The sequence below is a fragment of the Gordonia sp. (in: high G+C Gram-positive bacteria) genome, from assembly GCF_047602025.1.
Lineage (GTDB): Bacteria > Actinomycetota > Actinomycetes > Mycobacteriales > Mycobacteriaceae > Gordonia.
This window is the reverse complement of sequence record NZ_JASGII010000001.1, coordinates 2,957,490-2,973,229: the sequence shown is the minus strand read 5'-3', so window position 1 is coordinate 2,973,229 and position 15,740 is coordinate 2,957,490. Positions and strand designations below refer to the sequence as shown.

Annotated in this window: 18 protein-coding genes; 9 read left to right on the top strand and 9 right to left on the bottom strand. The window is 68.6% G+C overall.

The genetic code is table 11. The annotated features are described in order from the left end of the window. Window positions 1-92: 92 nt before the first annotated feature. The 5 genes from sigM to QM728_RS14885 all read left to right on the top strand — a co-directional run bounded on the left by sigM (window position 93) and on the right by QM728_RS14885 (window position 4,176). On the top strand, window positions 93-653 hold the full coding sequence (gene sigM, locus QM728_RS14905; protein ID WP_415032784.1) for an RNA polymerase sigma factor SigM: 561 nt from the start codon (window positions 93-95) through the stop codon (window positions 651-653). Window positions 654-804: 151 nt separating this feature from the next. Further along, window positions 805-1,494 carry a hypothetical protein gene (locus QM728_RS14900; protein WP_415032783.1) on the top strand — a complete coding sequence of 230 codons (690 nt, stop codon included), beginning with the start codon at window positions 805-807 and terminating at the stop codon, window positions 1,492-1,494. A 92-nt stretch (window positions 1,495-1,586) separates the two neighbouring features. After that, complete coding sequence (trxB, locus tag QM728_RS14895; RefSeq protein ID WP_415032782.1) at window positions 1,587-2,549, top strand: thioredoxin-disulfide reductase; 963 nt, start codon at window positions 1,587-1,589, stop codon at window positions 2,547-2,549. Between the two features lie 32 nt (window positions 2,550-2,581). Then, window positions 2,582-2,911, top strand: a complete 330-nt coding sequence (gene trxA / locus QM728_RS14890; RefSeq protein WP_415032781.1) for a thioredoxin — start codon at window positions 2,582-2,584, stop codon at window positions 2,909-2,911. A gap of 86 nt (window positions 2,912-2,997) precedes the next feature. Next, a complete protein-coding gene (locus QM728_RS14885) occupies window positions 2,998-4,176 on the top strand; it encodes an N-acetylmuramoyl-L-alanine amidase (protein ID WP_415032780.1) in 1,179 nt (392 codons plus the stop codon). A 9-nt stretch (window positions 4,177-4,185) separates the two neighbouring features. Here QM728_RS14885 and QM728_RS14880 read toward each other — a convergent pair whose 3' ends face one another. The 9 genes from QM728_RS14880 to rpmH all read right to left on the bottom strand — a co-directional run bounded on the left by QM728_RS14880 (window position 4,186) and on the right by rpmH (window position 10,468). Beyond that, a complete protein-coding gene (locus QM728_RS14880) occupies window positions 4,186-4,854 on the bottom strand; it encodes a hypothetical protein (RefSeq protein WP_415032779.1) in 669 nt (222 codons plus the stop codon). Window positions 4,855-4,984: 130 nt separating this feature from the next. Beyond that, window positions 4,985-5,989: a ParB/RepB/Spo0J family partition protein gene (locus QM728_RS14875; protein WP_415032778.1), complete on the bottom strand. Its 1,005-nt coding sequence runs from the start codon at window positions 5,987-5,989 to the stop codon at window positions 4,985-4,987. A gap of 14 nt (window positions 5,990-6,003) precedes the next feature. Beyond that, window positions 6,004-6,942, bottom strand: coding sequence for a ParA family protein (locus QM728_RS14870; RefSeq protein WP_415032777.1), 939 nt, complete (start codon window positions 6,940-6,942; stop codon window positions 6,004-6,006). A gap of 69 nt (window positions 6,943-7,011) precedes the next feature. Continuing rightward, window positions 7,012-7,704, bottom strand: a complete 693-nt coding sequence (gene rsmG, locus QM728_RS14865) for a 16S rRNA (guanine(527)-N(7))-methyltransferase RsmG (RefSeq protein ID WP_415032776.1) — start codon at window positions 7,702-7,704, stop codon at window positions 7,012-7,014. A 165-nt stretch (window positions 7,705-7,869) separates the two neighbouring features. After that, window positions 7,870-8,424 (bottom strand): protein jag, encoded by a 555-nt coding sequence (locus QM728_RS14860; protein ID WP_415032775.1) that lies wholly within the window; start codon window positions 8,422-8,424, stop codon window positions 7,870-7,872. A gap of 56 nt (window positions 8,425-8,480) precedes the next feature. Further along, on the bottom strand, window positions 8,481-9,650 hold the full coding sequence (gene yidC, locus QM728_RS14855) for a membrane protein insertase YidC (protein WP_415032774.1): 1,170 nt from the start codon (window positions 9,648-9,650) through the stop codon (window positions 8,481-8,483). Window positions 9,651-9,659: 9 nt separating this feature from the next. Continuing rightward, a complete protein-coding gene (gene yidD / locus QM728_RS14850) occupies window positions 9,660-9,914 on the bottom strand; it encodes a membrane protein insertion efficiency factor YidD (RefSeq protein WP_415032910.1) in 255 nt (84 codons plus the stop codon). Window positions 9,915-9,919: 5 nt separating this feature from the next. Next, window positions 9,920-10,279, bottom strand: coding sequence for a ribonuclease P protein component (rnpA, locus tag QM728_RS14845; RefSeq protein ID WP_415032773.1), 360 nt, complete (start codon window positions 10,277-10,279; stop codon window positions 9,920-9,922). A 45-nt stretch (window positions 10,280-10,324) separates the two neighbouring features. After that, a complete protein-coding gene (gene rpmH, locus QM728_RS14840) occupies window positions 10,325-10,468 on the bottom strand; it encodes a 50S ribosomal protein L34 (protein ID WP_007323803.1) in 144 nt (47 codons plus the stop codon). A 285-nt stretch (window positions 10,469-10,753) separates the two neighbouring features. Here rpmH and dnaA point away from each other — a divergent pair, with 285 nt between their 5' ends. From dnaA to QM728_RS14820, 4 genes are all read left to right on the top strand, one after another. Continuing rightward, window positions 10,754-12,217: a chromosomal replication initiator protein DnaA gene (dnaA, locus tag QM728_RS14835; RefSeq protein WP_415032772.1), complete on the top strand. Its 1,464-nt coding sequence runs from the start codon at window positions 10,754-10,756 to the stop codon at window positions 12,215-12,217. A gap of 419 nt (window positions 12,218-12,636) precedes the next feature. Then, the gene (gene dnaN / locus QM728_RS14830) at window positions 12,637-13,806 is read left to right on the top strand and encodes a DNA polymerase III subunit beta (RefSeq protein WP_415032771.1); all 1,170 of its coding nucleotides are present in this window, start codon (window positions 12,637-12,639) and stop codon (window positions 13,804-13,806) included. A gap of 3 nt (window positions 13,807-13,809) precedes the next feature. Then, complete coding sequence (gene recF, locus QM728_RS14825) at window positions 13,810-14,991, top strand: DNA replication/repair protein RecF (protein WP_415032770.1); 1,182 nt, start codon at window positions 13,810-13,812, stop codon at window positions 14,989-14,991. Further along, window positions 14,988-15,497: a DciA family protein gene (locus QM728_RS14820; RefSeq protein WP_415032769.1), complete on the top strand. Its 510-nt coding sequence runs from the start codon at window positions 14,988-14,990 to the stop codon at window positions 15,495-15,497. Before recF ends, QM728_RS14820 begins: the two co-directional genes overlap by 4 nt. The last annotated feature ends 243 nt before the right edge of the window (window positions 15,498-15,740 follow it).

The following is a 15,740-nucleotide window of genomic DNA, read 5'->3' as shown; positions in this document are numbered from 1 at the left end:
GTTGTTAATCGCCGTTTCGAGTTATCCGCAGGATTGCTTGAATATGAACGGAATGGTTCCCGAGCTGGTTAGGCCATGCTTATTGTCGTGCAATGAACCGGGGGGATCTGGAGCACTACAGCGACATCGAGCTGCTGAGGGCGCACGTCGCGGGCCAGCGACACGCCTTCACCGTCCTGGTGCGCCGACACCACGACCGCATGGCTGCCGTCGCGTATCGCACCATGAACGACCCCCAGGACGTGCCCGACGCGCTGCAGGAGGCCTGGGCCAAGGCACACGAGATGGCGACACAGTTCCGCGCCGATTCGGCCGTGTCGAGTTGGCTGCACCGGATCGTCATCAACGCCTGTCTCGACCGCATGCGGCGCTCCCGGGTCCGCGCCGTGAAACTGGTGTCCGAGCTCGACGAGCGCCTGCCCGATCCCGGCGACCACGCCCGCAGCGTGGACCTGTCGATCACGATCAACAACGCGCTGCGGCTGCTGCCCGAGGACCAGCGGCGGGCCATCCTGCTCGTCGACGTCGAGGGCTACACGATCGCCGAGACCGCCGAACTGCTCGGCGTCGCGACCGGCACGATCAAGAGCCGTTGTGCCCGCGGCCGCCTGCGGCTGTCGGTGATGCTCGCGGGCCTGCGCACGTCGGTCTGACGTGTACGCCCCACGGCGCTGATCAGCGCTGCGCCGCAGGTCGGGCTCCCTGACGGGTAGCTGTGAAGTGCGCCGGGGAACCACATGGCGCCGCGCTGCGTCGTAGAGTACGAACTGTTCCCCAGCCGAAAGCAGGCCGATGTCGTCCAACGTGAGCGAAGCGTCCCGGGTGTTCCCCGAGCCGCCCTTCGCACCCGAGCTGATCGCCGATCTGCATGCCGGCGTGCTCGACGACGATCTGGCGGCGCACGTGCGCAGTCGGCTGCCGGAAGACCCGCAGGCCGCCGAGACGCTGGCCGCGCTGGAGGCGACGGTGAGTGCGCTGCACGGCGCCCCGGCACCGGAGGTCGAGGTGTCCCCCGAGCTCCGCGCCGCCAGCGAGGCCACCCTCGCCTCCCTCGAGTCCGACGACGCACCCACCGCCCCGATCCCGGCGCCGTCCCGTGGCCGCCGGTTCTCCGCCGCCTGGCTGATCGCCGCGGCCGTCGCCGGCGTCCTCATCGGCGGTGCGGCCGTCGCCGCACTCATGGCCCCCGGCCGTCCCGCGTCACCCGACGCCGGGGAACCGGTCGCGACGGGCGATGCCGCAAACCTCCTCGCCGCGGCCCGCGCCCCCCAGACCGAGGCGATGGACGCCAACCGGCTGGCCCGCTGTCTCACCGCCAACGGCATGGGCGGCGCCGCGATCGTCGGAGCGGGCTACCTCGACTACCGGGGCCGGCCGGCGCAGGTCATTCTGACCCCGGCGGGCAAGGCCGGGAAATTCACCGCGCTGGTCACCACGCGCGACTGCGACGCCGGCAAACCGCACACCATCGCGCGCACCACCGTCGGCGACTGACGACCCGCCGACGCCCCTGCCCGCGCACCGGGAACAATGCGCCCTACGCTGGTGTTGTACGACTCGACCACGAGGACCAAAGGGACGCAGCAGTGAGCACCAGCACTATCCACGAACTGATCATCGTCGGCTCCGGCCCCGCCGGATACACCGCGGCGATCTACGCGGCCCGCGCCGAGCTCTCCCCCATCGTCTTCGAGGGCACCCAGTTCGGCGGTGCGCTGATGACCACCACCGAGGTGGAGAACTTCCCCGGCTTCCGCGAGGGCATCCAGGGTCCCGAGCTGATGGACGAGATGCGCGAGCAGGCCATCCGCTTCGGCGCCGACCTGCGCATGGAGGACGTCGACGCCCTGCGCCTGGACGGCGAGATCAAAGAGGTCGAGGTCGCCGGCGAGGTCCACCGCGCCAAGGCCGTCGTCCTGGCGATGGGGGCCGCCGCCCGCTACCTGGGCATCGACGACGAGCAGCGCCTCCTGGGCCGCGGCGTCTCGGCCTGTGCGACCTGTGACGGCTTCTTCTTCAAGGACCAGGACATCGCCGTCATCGGCGGTGGCGACTCCGCCATGGAGGAAGCCACGTTCCTGACCAAGTTCGCCAAGAAGGTCTACCTGATCCACCGCCGCGAGGAGTTCCGCGCGTCGAAGATCATGCTCGACCGCGCCCGTGACAACGAGAAGATCGAATTCGTCACCAACACCGCCGTCGAGGCCATCAAGGGCGACGACTCGGTCACCGGGCTCGTGCTCGTCGACACCGAGACCGGCGAGAAGCGCGATCTGGACGTCACCGGCATGTTCGTCGCCATCGGCCACGATCCGCGCAGCGAGCTGGTCAAGGACCAGGTCGACCTCGACGGCGAGGGCTACGTCGTGACGCAGGGCCGCAGCACCTACACGTCGCTCCCCGGCGTCTTCGCCTGCGGCGACCTCGTCGACCACACCTACCGACAGGCCATCACCGCCGCCGGCAGCGGCTGCAGCGCCGCCATCGACGCCGAGCGCTGGCTGGCCGACCAGGAGGCCCAGGCACCCGCCGCGGCCGCCAACGCCTGACCGACACCCCCCCCCCGGACAAAGGAGACCCCATGGGCGCCCACACCACCGACGTCACCGACGCCAGCTTCGCCGGCGATGTGCTGAGCTCGGCCAAGCCGGTCCTGGTCGACTTCTGGGCCACCTGGTGCGGCCCGTGCAAGATGGTCGCACCGGTGCTGGAGGAGATCGCCCGCGACAACAGCGACAAGCTGACCGTCGCCAAGGTCGACGTCGAGGCCAATCCGACGATCGCCCGGGACTACCAGATCGTCTCCATCCCCACCCTCAAGCTCTTCGTCGACGGGGAGGTCGTCAAGACCATCGTCGGCGCCAAGGGCAAGGCGGCACTGCTCCGGGAGCTCGACTCCGTTCTGAAGTGAACGGATCATTTGTGTTGGCCAACTCCCACCTGCCACAATTGGCGGAAGGTTTCACCACCGCCGCGCGGTAGTCGAGGAGTACATGCATGCCGAATCTCAGGCTTGGAGATCAGGGCTCAGCCATCGCTGAGATCCGCTCCATCCTGGTCGGCCAGGAACTCCTCCCCGACACGGCCGGCCCCGAGGGCCTGCTTGCCACCGAGGGCGGCTGGGCCTCCCCCGAAGCCGTCTTCGACGCGCAGCTGGACCACGCCGTGCGCGCCTTCCAGCAGCACCGCGGCCTCGTCGCCGACGGCATCGTCGGACCGGCCACCTACCGGGCCCTGCTGGAGTCGTCGTACCACCTGGGTTCGCGCGTCCTGCTCTACCGCCTCTCCGCCCCGATGACCGGCGACGATGTCGCCGCCCTGCAGTCCCGACTGCAGAACCTGGGCTACTACCCGAGCCTGGTCGACGGCGTCTTCGGCGAGACCACCCACCTGGCCCTGGGCCGCTACCAGGACGAGGTCGGCCTGACCTCCGACGGGATCTGCGGCCCGGCCACCCTCCGCTCGCTGGAGCGCCTGGGCAACCGCATCACCGGCGGTTCGCCGCACGCCATCCGCGAGGAGGAGCGGGTCCGCCGCTCGGGCCCGCAGCTCGCCGGCAAGCGCGTCCTGATCGACGCCGGCTGCGGCGGCCAGCACCCGCTGTCCACCGGGCCGGTCGCCGACCTCGAGAACCGCGTGCTGCACGATCTCGCCCAGCGCCTCGAGGGCCGCATGGGCGCGGCCGGCATGGACACCTATGTCTCGCACGCCGAGGACTCCGCCCCCAACGACGCCGAGCGTGCCCGAACGGCCAACGCCGTCGACGCCGACCTGGTGATCGCACTGCGCTGCGGACACCACCAGACGACGGCCGCCAGCGGCGTCGCCAGCTTCTACTTCGGCAACAGCCACGGGTCGTACTCGTCGATCGGCCGGAACCTCGCCAGCTTCATCCAGCGCGAAATCGTCGCTCGCACAGGGCTTTACGACTGCCGCACCCATCCGCGGACGTGGACGATCCTGCGCGAGACGCGGATGCCGACGGCTCTCATCGAGGTCGGCTACGCCACCAACCCGGTCGACGCCGCCTGGCTCGACGACCCGCACAACCGCGACGTCGTCGCCGAGGCGATCCTGATCGCCGTCAAACGCGTGTACCTCCTCGGCGAGAACGATCGGCCGACCGGCACCTACACGTTCGCCGACCTGCTGGCCGCCGAGCAGAAGATCTCCTAGGCCCGACGGCTATCGGCTCGTCGGCACCAGATCCACCCGCGCGCCACCGGTGATCTGCATCGCCGCCTCCACCACGAGCCGCTCGAGCGCGCCCTCCACGGCCGACTTCCAGCCGAGGCCCTCGTCGAGGGCGAGGCGGTACCGCGGGAACCGGTGATGCGGCGCCACGAGCTCGAAGCCGGAGTCGCTGAGGAACTGCGGGTCGATCATGCACTCGGTGCAGATCCCGTCCAACGACCCGGCCGGCGCCGACTCGGCGCGCAACCCGAACGCCTCCACGGCCCGCACGCCGCGCTGGACGAGATCGGCGACGACGGCGTCGAGGAGCATCCCGCGTGCCTCTGCGAAGCCCTCATCGGCCCGCAGAGACGTCAGCAGCACGGCGTCGGGACTCACCGGCGAGGTGGGGAAGTGGGCAGCGCGGGGGACGCGCAGCGGCGGCGCGTAGAACGCGGTGCCGATGACCGACTGCGGTCGGATGCTCGGCCCGTCGCCGGACACCGCGAGCTGTGCGCAGGTGCCCCACTCGAGGAGCAGCCCCGACGTCCACGCCTCCTTGTCGAAGGCACTCGTCTGGATGTCGGCGCTCGGGTCGACCTCCCAGAAGACACATTCGCGGATATGGGTCGGCAACGACTCAAATCCGTCGGTATCCAGGGCGCGCAGCCTGATTCCCACCGCCATTCACCCGCCCATGCTGCGGAAATGCCGAGAGTTGTTGTCGCACAAGGCTTTTCGGCTCAACTCTCGTCCTTTCCGGGCTATCCGTCACAGTGACGTTTTGAACTGGGGTGGCCAGGTGCGGGAATCACGCCCCTCGTTGCGAGATTTCGTCGACCAGACGTTCGAGATCCTCGACCGAGCCGAACTCGACGACGATCTTGCCCTTCTTCTTGCCGAGGCTCACCTGGACGCGGGTGTCGAGCCGGTCCGAGAGCTTCTCGGCGACGTCCTGCAGGCCGGGCATCACCATCTGCTTGCGCTTGGCCGCCGGCGTCGCGGGGTCCGGTCCGTCGCCGCGGTTGGCGAGGGTGACCGCCTCCTCGGTGGCGCGGACGGAGAGGCCCTCGGCGACGATACGGGCCGCCAGGGCCTCCTGGGCGTCGCTGCCGCCCTCCAGGGCGAGCAGGGCGCGGGCGTGGCCCGCGGACAGCACTCCGGCCGCCACGCGGCGCTGGACCGCGATGGGGAGCTTGAGGAGGCGGATCATGTTGGTGATGAGCGGACGGGAGCGGCCGATGCGGGTGGCCAGCTCCTCCTGCGTGACGTCGAACTCGTCGAGCAGCTGCTGGTAGGCGGCCGCCTCTTCCAACGGGTTCAACTGCGCCCGGTGGATGTTCTCCAGCAGGGCGTCGCGGAGCATGTCGCCGTCGGGGGTCTCGCGGACGATCGCGGGGATCACCTCGAGGCCGGCCTCCTGGCTCGCGCGCCAGCGGCGCTCACCCATGACGAGTTGGTACTCCACGTCGCCGACGGGGGAGGAGAGGCGGCGGACCACGATCGGCTGCATGAGGCCGAATTCGCGGATCGAGTGGACGAGCTCGGCGAGGGCCTCCTCGTCGAAGACCGTGCGCGGCTGCTGGGGGTTCGGCTGGATCTGCGTCGGGCGCAGTTCTTGGTAGACCGCGCCGACCTCGCCCACCGGAGCGGCCGGCGCCGGCGCGGGCGGGGTGCCGCCGATGACGACGTCCGCGGCCGCAGAGCCCATCGGCGGGGTGCCCATCGAGCTGCCCGGGTCCTCGGTCGGACCGGTGGGGATCAGGGATGCCAGCCCGCGGCCCAAGCCGCCCTTGCGCTGATTGTCTCGTGCCATGGTCGCCGCCCCTCCTAACGCGCCGCCGGAGCGCCGGCCATGGCCAGCTCCCGTGCCGCGTCCACGTAGCTCATAGCGCCCCGCGAACCGGGGTCGTAGTCGATGATCGTCATGCCGAAGCCGGGCGCCTCGGACACCTTGACGCTGCGCGGCACGATGGTCTTGAGGACCTTGTCGCCGAAGTGGCGGCGGACTTCCTCGGCCACCTGATCGGCGAGCTTGGTGCGGCCGTCGTACATCGTGAGGAGGACGGTCGACACCTGCAGCTCGCGGTTCAGGTGCGCCTGCACCAACTCGATGTTGCGGAGCAGCTGGCTCACGCCCTCCAGGGCGTAGTACTCGCACTGGATCGGAATGAGGACCTCGCGAGCGGCCACCATCGCGTTGACGGTCAGCAGTCCCAGCGACGGCGGGCAGTCGATGAAGACGTAGTCGAAGCCGAACTGGGCGAGGGCGTCGCGACTCAATGCGTTGCGGAGTCGGTTCTCGCGGGCCACCAAGGACACCAGCTCGATCTCCGCGCCGGCCAGATCCAACGTCGCCGGGACGCAGTAGAGGTTCTCGTGGGCCGGGCTCTGCTTGATCGCCGACGCCAGATCGGCGTCGCCCAGCAGGAGCTCGTAGACCGAGACGAGGCCCGGCTGGCGGTGGTCGATGCCCAGCGCCGTGCTCGCGTTGCCCTGCGGGTCGAGGTCGACGACGAGAACGCGGAGGCCGTGGATGGCGAGCGCCGCGGCGAGGTTCACCGCCGTCGTGGTCTTGCCGACGCCGCCCTTCTGGTTGGCCACCGTGAGGATGCGGGGCTGCGGCGGGTGGGGGAGGGGCGGCGTGCCACCCGGCGTCAGGATCTCGCTCGCGCGGGCTGCGGCAGCGGCGATGGGCGTATCGACGAACGCCCCCGGGTCGCCGGCGTGCGATGTTTCACGTGAAACATGCGGTTGATTTCTCGGCACTCTCGTCCATCCTTAATCGTTCAACACTACGTATTCTGCGCGCTCCGTCTGACACGGACAACACCGGGTTCAGCGGCCGGAGCGAGGCCGTTTGGTCTTGCCGCCCCCGGTCTTTCGTCCGGTCACGAGCGTCGTGGGTTCGGCCAGCAGCTCGCCTCCGACGACCGCCACCGCGAGGTCGACGATCCCGGCCTTCGCGCACGCCGGAGCGTGCTCGTCGATCTCCGCCTGGGCACGCGATCCCTTCATGGCGACCAGGCGGCCTCCCGGCCGGATCAGCGGTGCCGACCACCGGACCAATCGATCCAGGGGGGCCACCGCCCGCGACGTCACCGCATCGGCGCCACCGTGCTCGGTGACGATGGGCTTCTCCTCGGCCCGCCCGCGCACGACGGTGACGTTGTCCAGGCCGAGGTCGGCGACGACCTCGTCGAGGAAGGTGGTCCGCCGCAACAGCGGCTCGACCAACACGACGCGCAGATCCGGGCGGGCGATCGCGAGGGGGATGCCCGGTAGACCGGCCCCGCTCCCGATGTCGACGACGCGTTCGTCGGGCCCGAACTCCGCGCCGATCACGGCACAGTTGAGGATGTGGCGATCCCAGAGTCGGTCGGTCTCGCGCGGGCCGATCAGCCCGCGGGTGACGGCCGCGTCGGCCAGCCATTCGCGGTAGCCGACAGCCACGGGGAGCCTGGCGCCGAACACTCGGCTGGCAACCTCGGGTACCGACACGCGCTTCCTCTCGCTGGCGCGACAGCCCATGTTTCACGTGAAACATCGCTGTCTGCGCTCCGATGTTTCACGTGAAACATCGGAACTTACATCGATGTGATTCGGTCCCCCGAAAGCGAGAAAGGCCCCGGCGCGAGCCGGGACCTTCTCGATGGAACGTCGTCGCGCATTAGCTTACGCGACGCAGTGGGGGAGCTACGCCTTGATCACCACGACCCGGCGCTTGGGCTCGGCGCCCTCGCTCTCGCTGACCACGCCGTCGACGGCGGCGACCGCGTCGTGCACGATCTTCCGCTCGAACGGCGTCATCGGGTCGAGGGCCTCGCGCTCGCCCGAATCGCGGACGCGCTCGGCAACCTCCGTGCCCAGGCTCGCCAGTCGCTCGCGGCGGTCGGCACGCCAGCGGGCGATGTCGAGCATCAGCCGGCTGCGGTCGCCGGTGGCCTGCTGGACCGCCAGGCGGGTCAGCTCCTGCAGTGCGTCGAGCACCTCGCCGCGACGGCCGACGAGCTTGGCCAGGTCCTTGCCGCCGTCGATGCTGACGACCGCGCGGTCGCCGTCGACGTCGAGGTCGATGTCCCCGTCGAAGTCCAGGACGTCGAGCAGTTGCTCGAGGTAGTCGCCGGCGATCTCGCCCTCCTCGACCAATTCGTCTTCTTCGCTCAGCTCGTCATCCTCGACGGCCTCGTCGGCTGCTTCGTCGACGATCTCGACGATCTCTTCTTCGGGAACCTGCGCATCGGCAGTCATTGGGCTCTCCTCTGTCTCGTGCAAACGGTGTGGGGGTGGTCCGGGGCTGGCGCGGACTACCGCTTTTTCTTCTTGCTCTTCTGGGCGGCCTTGCGGTTCTGCCGACTGCCGGCCTGCTTGCCCTTGGCCGCCGCCGAGCCCTGTGCGGACTTCTTCTTCGCGGTAGCGGGCTTCTGTCCGGGCGCCGGCTTCGACAGCTTGGCGTCGGCCTCAGCGGCCTCTGCTTCGGCGGCGGCTTCCTCGCGCTTGGTCCGGCCCGGCTTGGCACCCGGCTTCGGGGCGAGCTCCTTGTTGGCCGCTTCCTTGGCCTCGGCGGCCGCCTTCTCTTCCTTCTCGATCCGGTTGAAGACGAGGTGCTGCTGACCGTAGGTCCAGATGTTGTTGCTGACCCAGTAGAGCAGGATCGCGAGCGGGAAGAACACGCCGGACACGAGGATGCCCAGCGGGAAGATCCACATCGACAGCCGGTTCATGATCCGGGTCTGCGCCTGCTCGGCGGCCTCGGGCGCCTGGCGGTTCACCGACGCACGGGCGTTCATGTGCGTCATGAACGAGGCGATCAGCATGATCGGCACGATGGCGGCGATGATGGCGACCTTGGTGAAGGGACTGCCGATCGCCTCGAGGTGGCCGTTCACCGGCAGATCGATGAAGGCACGCCACTGGTCGGTGTCCGGCTTCATCGTGATGAAGGAGCCGATCGGCACGCCGAACAACCGGGCCTCCAGGAACTCCTGGACCTGATGGGCGCTGAAGAAGTAGTTGCCGGTCTGGGCGTTGTCGAGCACGCCCATCGTCTCGACGCGCGGCGAGAAGGACATGCCCTTGGTGCGGTTGAACGACCGCAGCACGTGGAACAGGCCGATGAAGACGGGGATCTGCATGAACATCGGCAGGCAGCCCAGGAGGGGGTTGAAGCCGTGCTCGCGCTGCAGCTTCTGCATCTCCTCGGCCATCTTCACTTGATCCTTGCCGTACTTCTTGCGGATGGCCTGCATCTGCGGCTGGATCTCTTGCATCTTCTTCGTCGTCTGGATCTGCTTGACGAAGGGCTTGTAGAGGATCGCGCGCAGGCTGAAGACCAGCGCGACGACCGACAGCGCCCAGGCGATCCCGTGACCGCCGGCGGTGTCCGGGGTGATCTTGTCGAACACCCAGTGCCAGACCCACATGATCCCGGAGATCGGGTAGTAGATGTAGTCCAGCGAAGCGAAATTGAATTTCACGGTTGCCTCTTATCCGCTTGTGATGGCGTCCCGGTCGGGGACGGAAGTGTGGGTGTCTCGGTGAGACGGGACGGGGTCGTAGCCGGGCTTGTGCCAGGGGCCGCACTTGAGCAGGCGCACCACCGACAGCCAGCCGCCGTAGAGAAAGCCGTGCTCGCCGAGCGCCTCGACGGCGTAGGCGCTGCAGGTCGGCTCGAAGCGGCACGACGGCAGTCGGGTGGGGGAGATCCAGACTTGGTACCAGCGGATCACCGCGATCAGCATCCGGCTCACGGCGCCACCGCCTTCGACAGCTGCGCCGCCAACTCGTCGGCGGAACGACGGGCAGCCGACGGTCGGGCGCGCACGACGACATACGCCTCGGCACCGCCGGGCAGCACCGCGGCGCGGAAGGCCGCGCGGAGGCGTCGGGCGAGGCGGTGTCGGACGACCGAGTTGCCGACCTGCTTGCTCACGATCATGCCGAGCCAGGGTCCGCCGGACAGCGCGACATCCGTGCGGGAACGGTCGGGCCATGCGGTCGCCGGCGTCAAGGTGTGGACGTCGAGGTCACGCGTGCGGGTGCGCACGCCCTGCGAGAGGGTGCGTTGGAAATCGGATCGTCGACCGATCCGGTGCGGGGAGTTCATCGTCGAGCGAGCACCGGGTGTCCCCGATGCGTGGCCAAACGGAACTCAGGCGCTCAGCTTCGCGCGGCCCTTGCTGCGGCGGCCGCTGATGATGGACCGGCCGGCACGCGTGCGCATGCGGAGACGGAAGCCGTGCTTGCGCGCGCGACGACGGTTGTTCGGCTGGAAAGTCCGCTTGCCCTTGGCCATCGGATGACTCCTTCAAAGTCTGTGCCCACTGCCGTAGGCGGTACAAAAGTCTGGTTCGCCCCCGCGGTGCCGAGTTGTCTCGGATAGTCTGACCAACCACGGTCGAACCGTAAATCCGCGCGGGCGGATATGACCTGTCGAGGGTACTGACTCCGATCACCACAATCAAACCGCCGACCTCGGCTTTTGTGCACACTTGTGTATAACTGTGTGGAAAACTTGGCCGTCGTCGGGCGCCCGTGGCATGCTTGGATCCCTCGACGCCGACGGCAAGCAGGGGGAGTGATGACAGAATCGGGGGACGGCTTTCCCGACGTGTGGATGACGGTCGTCGACGAACTCCGCGACGACTCCCGCGTCAACCCTCCGCTCAGCCCGGCGCAGAAAGCGTGGATCTCGTTGGTCCAGCCGCTCACCCTCACCGAGGGATTCGCCCTCCTGTCCGTGCCCAACCGCGTCGTCCAGGAACACATCGAGCGCGATCTCCGCGACGTCATCTGCAACGCCCTCTCGCGCCAACTCGGCGAGTCCGTCGACCTCGGTGTGCGCGTCCAGCCGATCCCCGTCGGCGGCGACACCGCTGAGCCCGAGGCGGAGGAGGACGTCCCCGAGGAAGACGACGGCTGGATCTCCCGACGACGGCGCGACAACGACGACGGCTGGAAGGACTCGTTCACCGACAGCCCCGGCGGCCAGTCCGCGGCGCAGACCTCCGGCAAGCTCAACCCGCGCTACACCTTCGACACCTTCGTCATCGGTGCGTCGAACCGCTTCGCGCACGCCTCCGCGGTCGCCGTCGCCGAGGCACCCGCCCGCGCCTACAACCCGCTCTTCATCTGGGGGGAGTCCGGCCTCGGCAAGACCCACCTGCTGCACGCGGCCGGCCACTACGCGCTGCGCCTCTTCCCGGAGCTGCGAGTCAAGTACGTCTCGACCGAAGAGTTCACCAACGACTTCATCAACTCGCTCCGCGACGACCGTCGGGTGCAGTTCCAGCGGCGCTACCGCGACGAGGTCGACATCCTCCTCGTCGACGACATCCAATTCTTGATGGGCCGCGAGGGAACGCAGGAAGAGTTCTTCCACACGTTCAACACGCTGCACAACGCGGAGAAGCAGATCATCATCTCCTCGGACCGGCCGCCGCATCAGCTGGCCACCCTGGAGGACCGCCTGCGGACCCGCTTCGAGGGCGGACTCATCACCGACGTCCAACCGCCGGATCTCGAGACGCGCGTCGCCATCCTTCGCAAGAAGGCGCAGATGGACAAGATCAACGTCCCCGACGACGTCCTCGTCTTGATCGCCTCGCACATCGAACGCAACATCCGCGAGCTCGAGGGCGCCCTCATCCGCGTCACCGCTTTCGCCTCGCTGACCAACGCCGAGCTCAACCGCTCCCTGGCCGAGGTCGTGTTGCGCAACCTCCTGCCCGAGTCCGGCGCCCAGGAGGTCAGCGCGCCCCGCATCCTCGCGGTCACCGCCGACTACTTCGACGTCACCCTCGACCAACTCACCGGTGCCTCCCGCAAACAGGAGATCGTGACGCCGCGCCAGATCGCCATGTACCTCTGCCGCGAGCTGACCGACCTGTCCCTGCCGAAGATCGGCGAAGCCTTCAACCGCGATCACTCAACGGTCATGCACGCCGAGAAGAAGATCAAGGAACAGCTCGCCGAGCGCCGCGACGTCTACGACCACGTTCAGGAACTCACCGCCCTGATCCGACGTCGGCCCGGTCCGTCCTGAACCCCACCTCCCGCGAACCCTCGACTCACCACCGAGGGTTGACCGTGGACCGCACCGGCCGTCGACGAAGGCCGACTCTGCTGCTCGCGCCCTGTGGACGACCGTCGGAAAACCCCGGTCCACATGTGCACAGTCGCGGGACAACCGAAGAACAACTCGCGCCCGCTCCACACCGACTCTGAAGACCCGCAGACTTACCCACAATCCGTCCACAGGAAGACATGCTGGTAGACCTGCGCGTTTGCGACTTACCCACAGAATTCACGGTGCCTACTATTACTTCTAATCCCTATAAAGAGTTTTCTTCTAATAGTCGGCGTGTGCACAACCGCGGCCCCGCGCCGGACTCCCCGGATTCGTCGTAGATCTTTTGCGACCCGCGGCGCCCACAGCGGCCCGGACGCTTTACAGTGGCCACCATGAAGTTTCGTGTCTCACGTGACGAGTTCGCGGAGTCGGTGGCGTGGGTTGCCCGCAGCCTTCCGCCGCGGCCTCCGGTCCCCGTTCTGGGTTGTGTCGTCCTCACCGCCGGCGACAACGGTCTGACCGTCTCCGGCTTCGACTACGAGGTCTCGGCCCAGGAGTCGATCGCGGCCGAGGTCGCCGAGCCGGGCCGCGTGCTCGTCTCCGGCCGACTGCTCGCTGACATCACCAAGGCGTTGCCGGCCAAGCCGGTCGACGTCGGCCTGGACGGTTCGCGCGTCGCGATCTCCTGCGGCAGCGCCAAGTTCTCGTTGCCGACGATGCCGGTCGAGGACTACCCGGAGATGCCGGCCATCCCCGCCACGACGGGAACGATCCCGTCGTCGATCTTCGCCGAGGCCATCTCGCAGGTCGCCGTCGCCGCGGGTCGCGATGACACCCTCCCGATGCTCACCGGCGTGCGCATCGAGATCAACGGCAAGACCGTCGTGCTCGCCGCGACCGACCGCTTCCGTCTCGCGGTGCGCGAGCTCGAATGGAAGCCCGCCGATGCCTCGGCCGAGGGCGCGGTCCTCGTTCCGGCCAAGACCCTCTCCGACGCGGCGAAGACGGCCGGCGGCGAAGCCGAGACCGACATCGCCCTCGCCTTCGGCTCGGGTGATGCGATCGGCGCGGACGGGATCTTTGGCATCCTCGGCGGCGGCAAGCAGACGACGACCCGGTTGCTCGATGCCGAGTTCCCGAAGTTCCGGCAGCTGCTGCCCGCCAGCCACACCGCGGTCGCGACGATCGAAAGCGCACCGCTCCTCGACGCGATCAAGCGCGTGGCCCTCGTCGCCGATCGGGGCGCCCAGGTGCGCATGGAGTTCTCCGAGGGATCGGTGCTGCTGACCGCCGGCGGCGACGAGGCCGGCAAGGCCGAGGAAGAGCTGCCCGTCGTGTTCCACGGCGAGCCGCTCACCATCGCCTTCAACCCGGGGTACCTCCAGGACGGTCTGAACGCGATCGGCGTCCCGACCGTCGACTTCGGTTTCACGACGCCGAGTCGTCCCGCGGTCCTGCGACCGTCGACCGGCGACGAGCCGACCGCCGATGAGAGCGGGGCGTTCCTCGCACCCGACTCGGTCTTCAGCTACCTGCTGATGCCGGTCCGCCTCCCCGGCTGATCGGTGTTCGTCCGCCGGTTGCAGCTGCGGGATTTTCGGTCGTGGCACGAGTTCGACGTCGAGCTCGCCGCGGAGCCGACGATCCTCGTCGGCCGCAACGGCTTCGGTAAGACCAACGTCCTCGAGGCGCTCTACTACCTGACGAACCTGCGCTCGCACCGGGTGAGCTCTGACGCCGCGCTCGTCGCTGATGGTGCCGAGTCTGCCCTGATTGGTACGACCGTCCAGAACGACGGCCGCGAACTCGACCTCGAAATCGTCGTCCGCCCGAGCGGGGCCAACAAGATCACCCTCGGCGGCCGACCGATTCGCCGCCACCGCGAAGTCATCGGCGTCCTGCGCTCGGTGATGTTCGCTCCCGAGGACCTCCTCCTCATCCGCGGCGAGCCGGCTGAGCGCCGTCGCTTTGTGGACGAACTCGTTGTCGGACTCGGCCCCGGGGCGGTCGCGGCCAAGGCCGACTACGACCGGGTGCTGCGCCAACGCGCCGCCCTCCTCAAGACCGCGGGTTCCGCGATGCGCCGCGGCGGGGCCGATGCGGAATCGGTGATCTCGACGCTCGACGTGTGGGACGGGCAACTCGCCGCACTCGGTGCGCAGGTGACTGCGAACCGCATCAACGTCGTCAACGCCGCGTCGCCGCACTTCGCCGAGGCCTATGCCGCGATCGCGCCGCACTCGCGACCGGCGTCCATCGCGTATCGCAGTGCGGTCGGCCCGGCGGTCGTCGACGAGGACGGCGCGCCGCTGCCCGTCGACGGCATCGAGCAGGTCCTCCTGACCGCGCTCGCCGAGGCGCGCGGCAAGGAAATCGACCGGGGCGTCTGTCTCGTCGGCCCGCACCGCGACGACCTCGACATCCGGCTCGGCGACCAACTGGGCAAGGGCTACGCCAGCCACGGGGAGTCGTGGTCGTTGGCGCTCGCCCTGCGACTCGCGACGGTCGAGTTGGCGCGGGCCGACGGCGTCGAACCGGTCATCATGCTCGACGACGTCTTCGCCGAGCTCGACGCGCGCCGCCGCGAACATCTCGCGGAGTTCACCGCCGACGCCGAACAGCTCCTCATCACCGCCGCGGTTCCGGAGGACCTGCCGGCGGGCGTTCGCGGGCGGCGGTTGTCGGTGGAGATGACCGAGGAGCGCCGGTCGACTGTCAGTGACGACAGTAAAATGGAAGAACCATGACCGAGCCGAGCGGATACGAGATCGCCAAGAAGGCGCTCGAAGAGGCGCGCGCGAAAAATCGTCGTCGCCCGGCTGCGCCGGGCAAACCGCAACTCGACGACGCACCCCGGAACAAAGCGCGCCGCCGATGGTCCGGCGCCGGTCCCGATCACCGCGACCCGCAATCGCTCGGCGCACTCGTCGGCAGGCTCTCCCAGGCGCCCGGGTGGAAGGGGCGCGTCGGCGCGGCGACGGTCTTCAACACCTGGGACTCGATCGTCGGACCGGACGTGTCCGCCCACGCCCAACCCAACCGCCTCGACGACACCATCCTCTATGTGACCGCCGAGTCGACGGCGTGGGCCACGCAGCTGCGCTACGTCCAGAGTCAGATCATCGCGAAGATCGCGGCGGCCGTCGGCGACGGCGTCGTGACCCAATTGAAGATCACCGGACCACAGGCGCCGTCGTGGCGGAAGGGTCCGCGGCACGTGCCCGGGCGGGGCCCCCGCGACACCTACGGGTAGTCCGCCGAGCCAATGTCCGACCGGCCCGGCACGATAGGCCCAAGCGGCCCGAAAACGCCGCCGAACGAGGTTTTTCCACAATCGGCCCACAAGAATGTCGAAAAAATCGATCTGAGGGCCTGCTAGCGGCCTGCCATCCCCGTTCTAGTGTGGCTGAGCCAGTACGATGGTCGCAGTGCCCGAACTAGGGCTGGCGCGGGCTGAAACGCCCTCGAGACCGAATTTCAGGCGGATGCCTGTAGA

Bases quoted from the DNA above. Each gene is read 5' to 3' on its own strand.
- yidD (WP_415032910.1), bottom strand. From the start codon at position 9,914: ATGCTGATCGCGGTGATCCGCTGGTACCAAGTCTGGATCTCCCCCACC.
- trxA (WP_415032781.1), top strand. From the start codon at position 2,582: ATGGGCGCCCACACCACCGACGTCACCGACGCCAGCTTCGCCGGCGAT.
- sigM (WP_415032784.1), top strand. From the start codon at position 93: ATGAACCGGGGGGATCTGGAGCACTACAGCGACATCGAGCTGCTGAGG.
- QM728_RS14875 (WP_415032778.1), bottom strand. From the start codon at position 5,989: ATGGCACGAGACAATCAGCGCAAGGGCGGCTTGGGCCGCGGGCTGGCA.
- rnpA (WP_415032773.1), bottom strand. From the start codon at position 10,279: ATGAACTCCCCGCACCGGATCGGTCGACGATCCGATTTCCAACGCACC.
- QM728_RS14820 (WP_415032769.1), top strand. From the start codon at position 14,988: ATGACCGAGCCGAGCGGATACGAGATCGCCAAGAAGGCGCTCGAAGAG.
- rpmH (WP_007323803.1), bottom strand. From the start codon at position 10,468: ATGGCCAAGGGCAAGCGGACTTTCCAGCCGAACAACCGTCGTCGCGCG.
- QM728_RS14885 (WP_415032780.1), top strand. From the start codon at position 2,998: ATGCCGAATCTCAGGCTTGGAGATCAGGGCTCAGCCATCGCTGAGATC.
- dnaN (WP_415032771.1), top strand. From the start codon at position 12,637: ATGAAGTTTCGTGTCTCACGTGACGAGTTCGCGGAGTCGGTGGCGTGG.
- rsmG (WP_415032776.1), bottom strand. From the start codon at position 7,704: ATGGGCTGTCGCGCCAGCGAGAGGAAGCGCGTGTCGGTACCCGAGGTT.
- dnaA (WP_415032772.1), top strand. From the start codon at position 10,754: ATGACAGAATCGGGGGACGGCTTTCCCGACGTGTGGATGACGGTCGTC.
- QM728_RS14860 (WP_415032775.1), bottom strand. From the start codon at position 8,424: ATGACTGCCGATGCGCAGGTTCCCGAAGAAGAGATCGTCGAGATCGTC.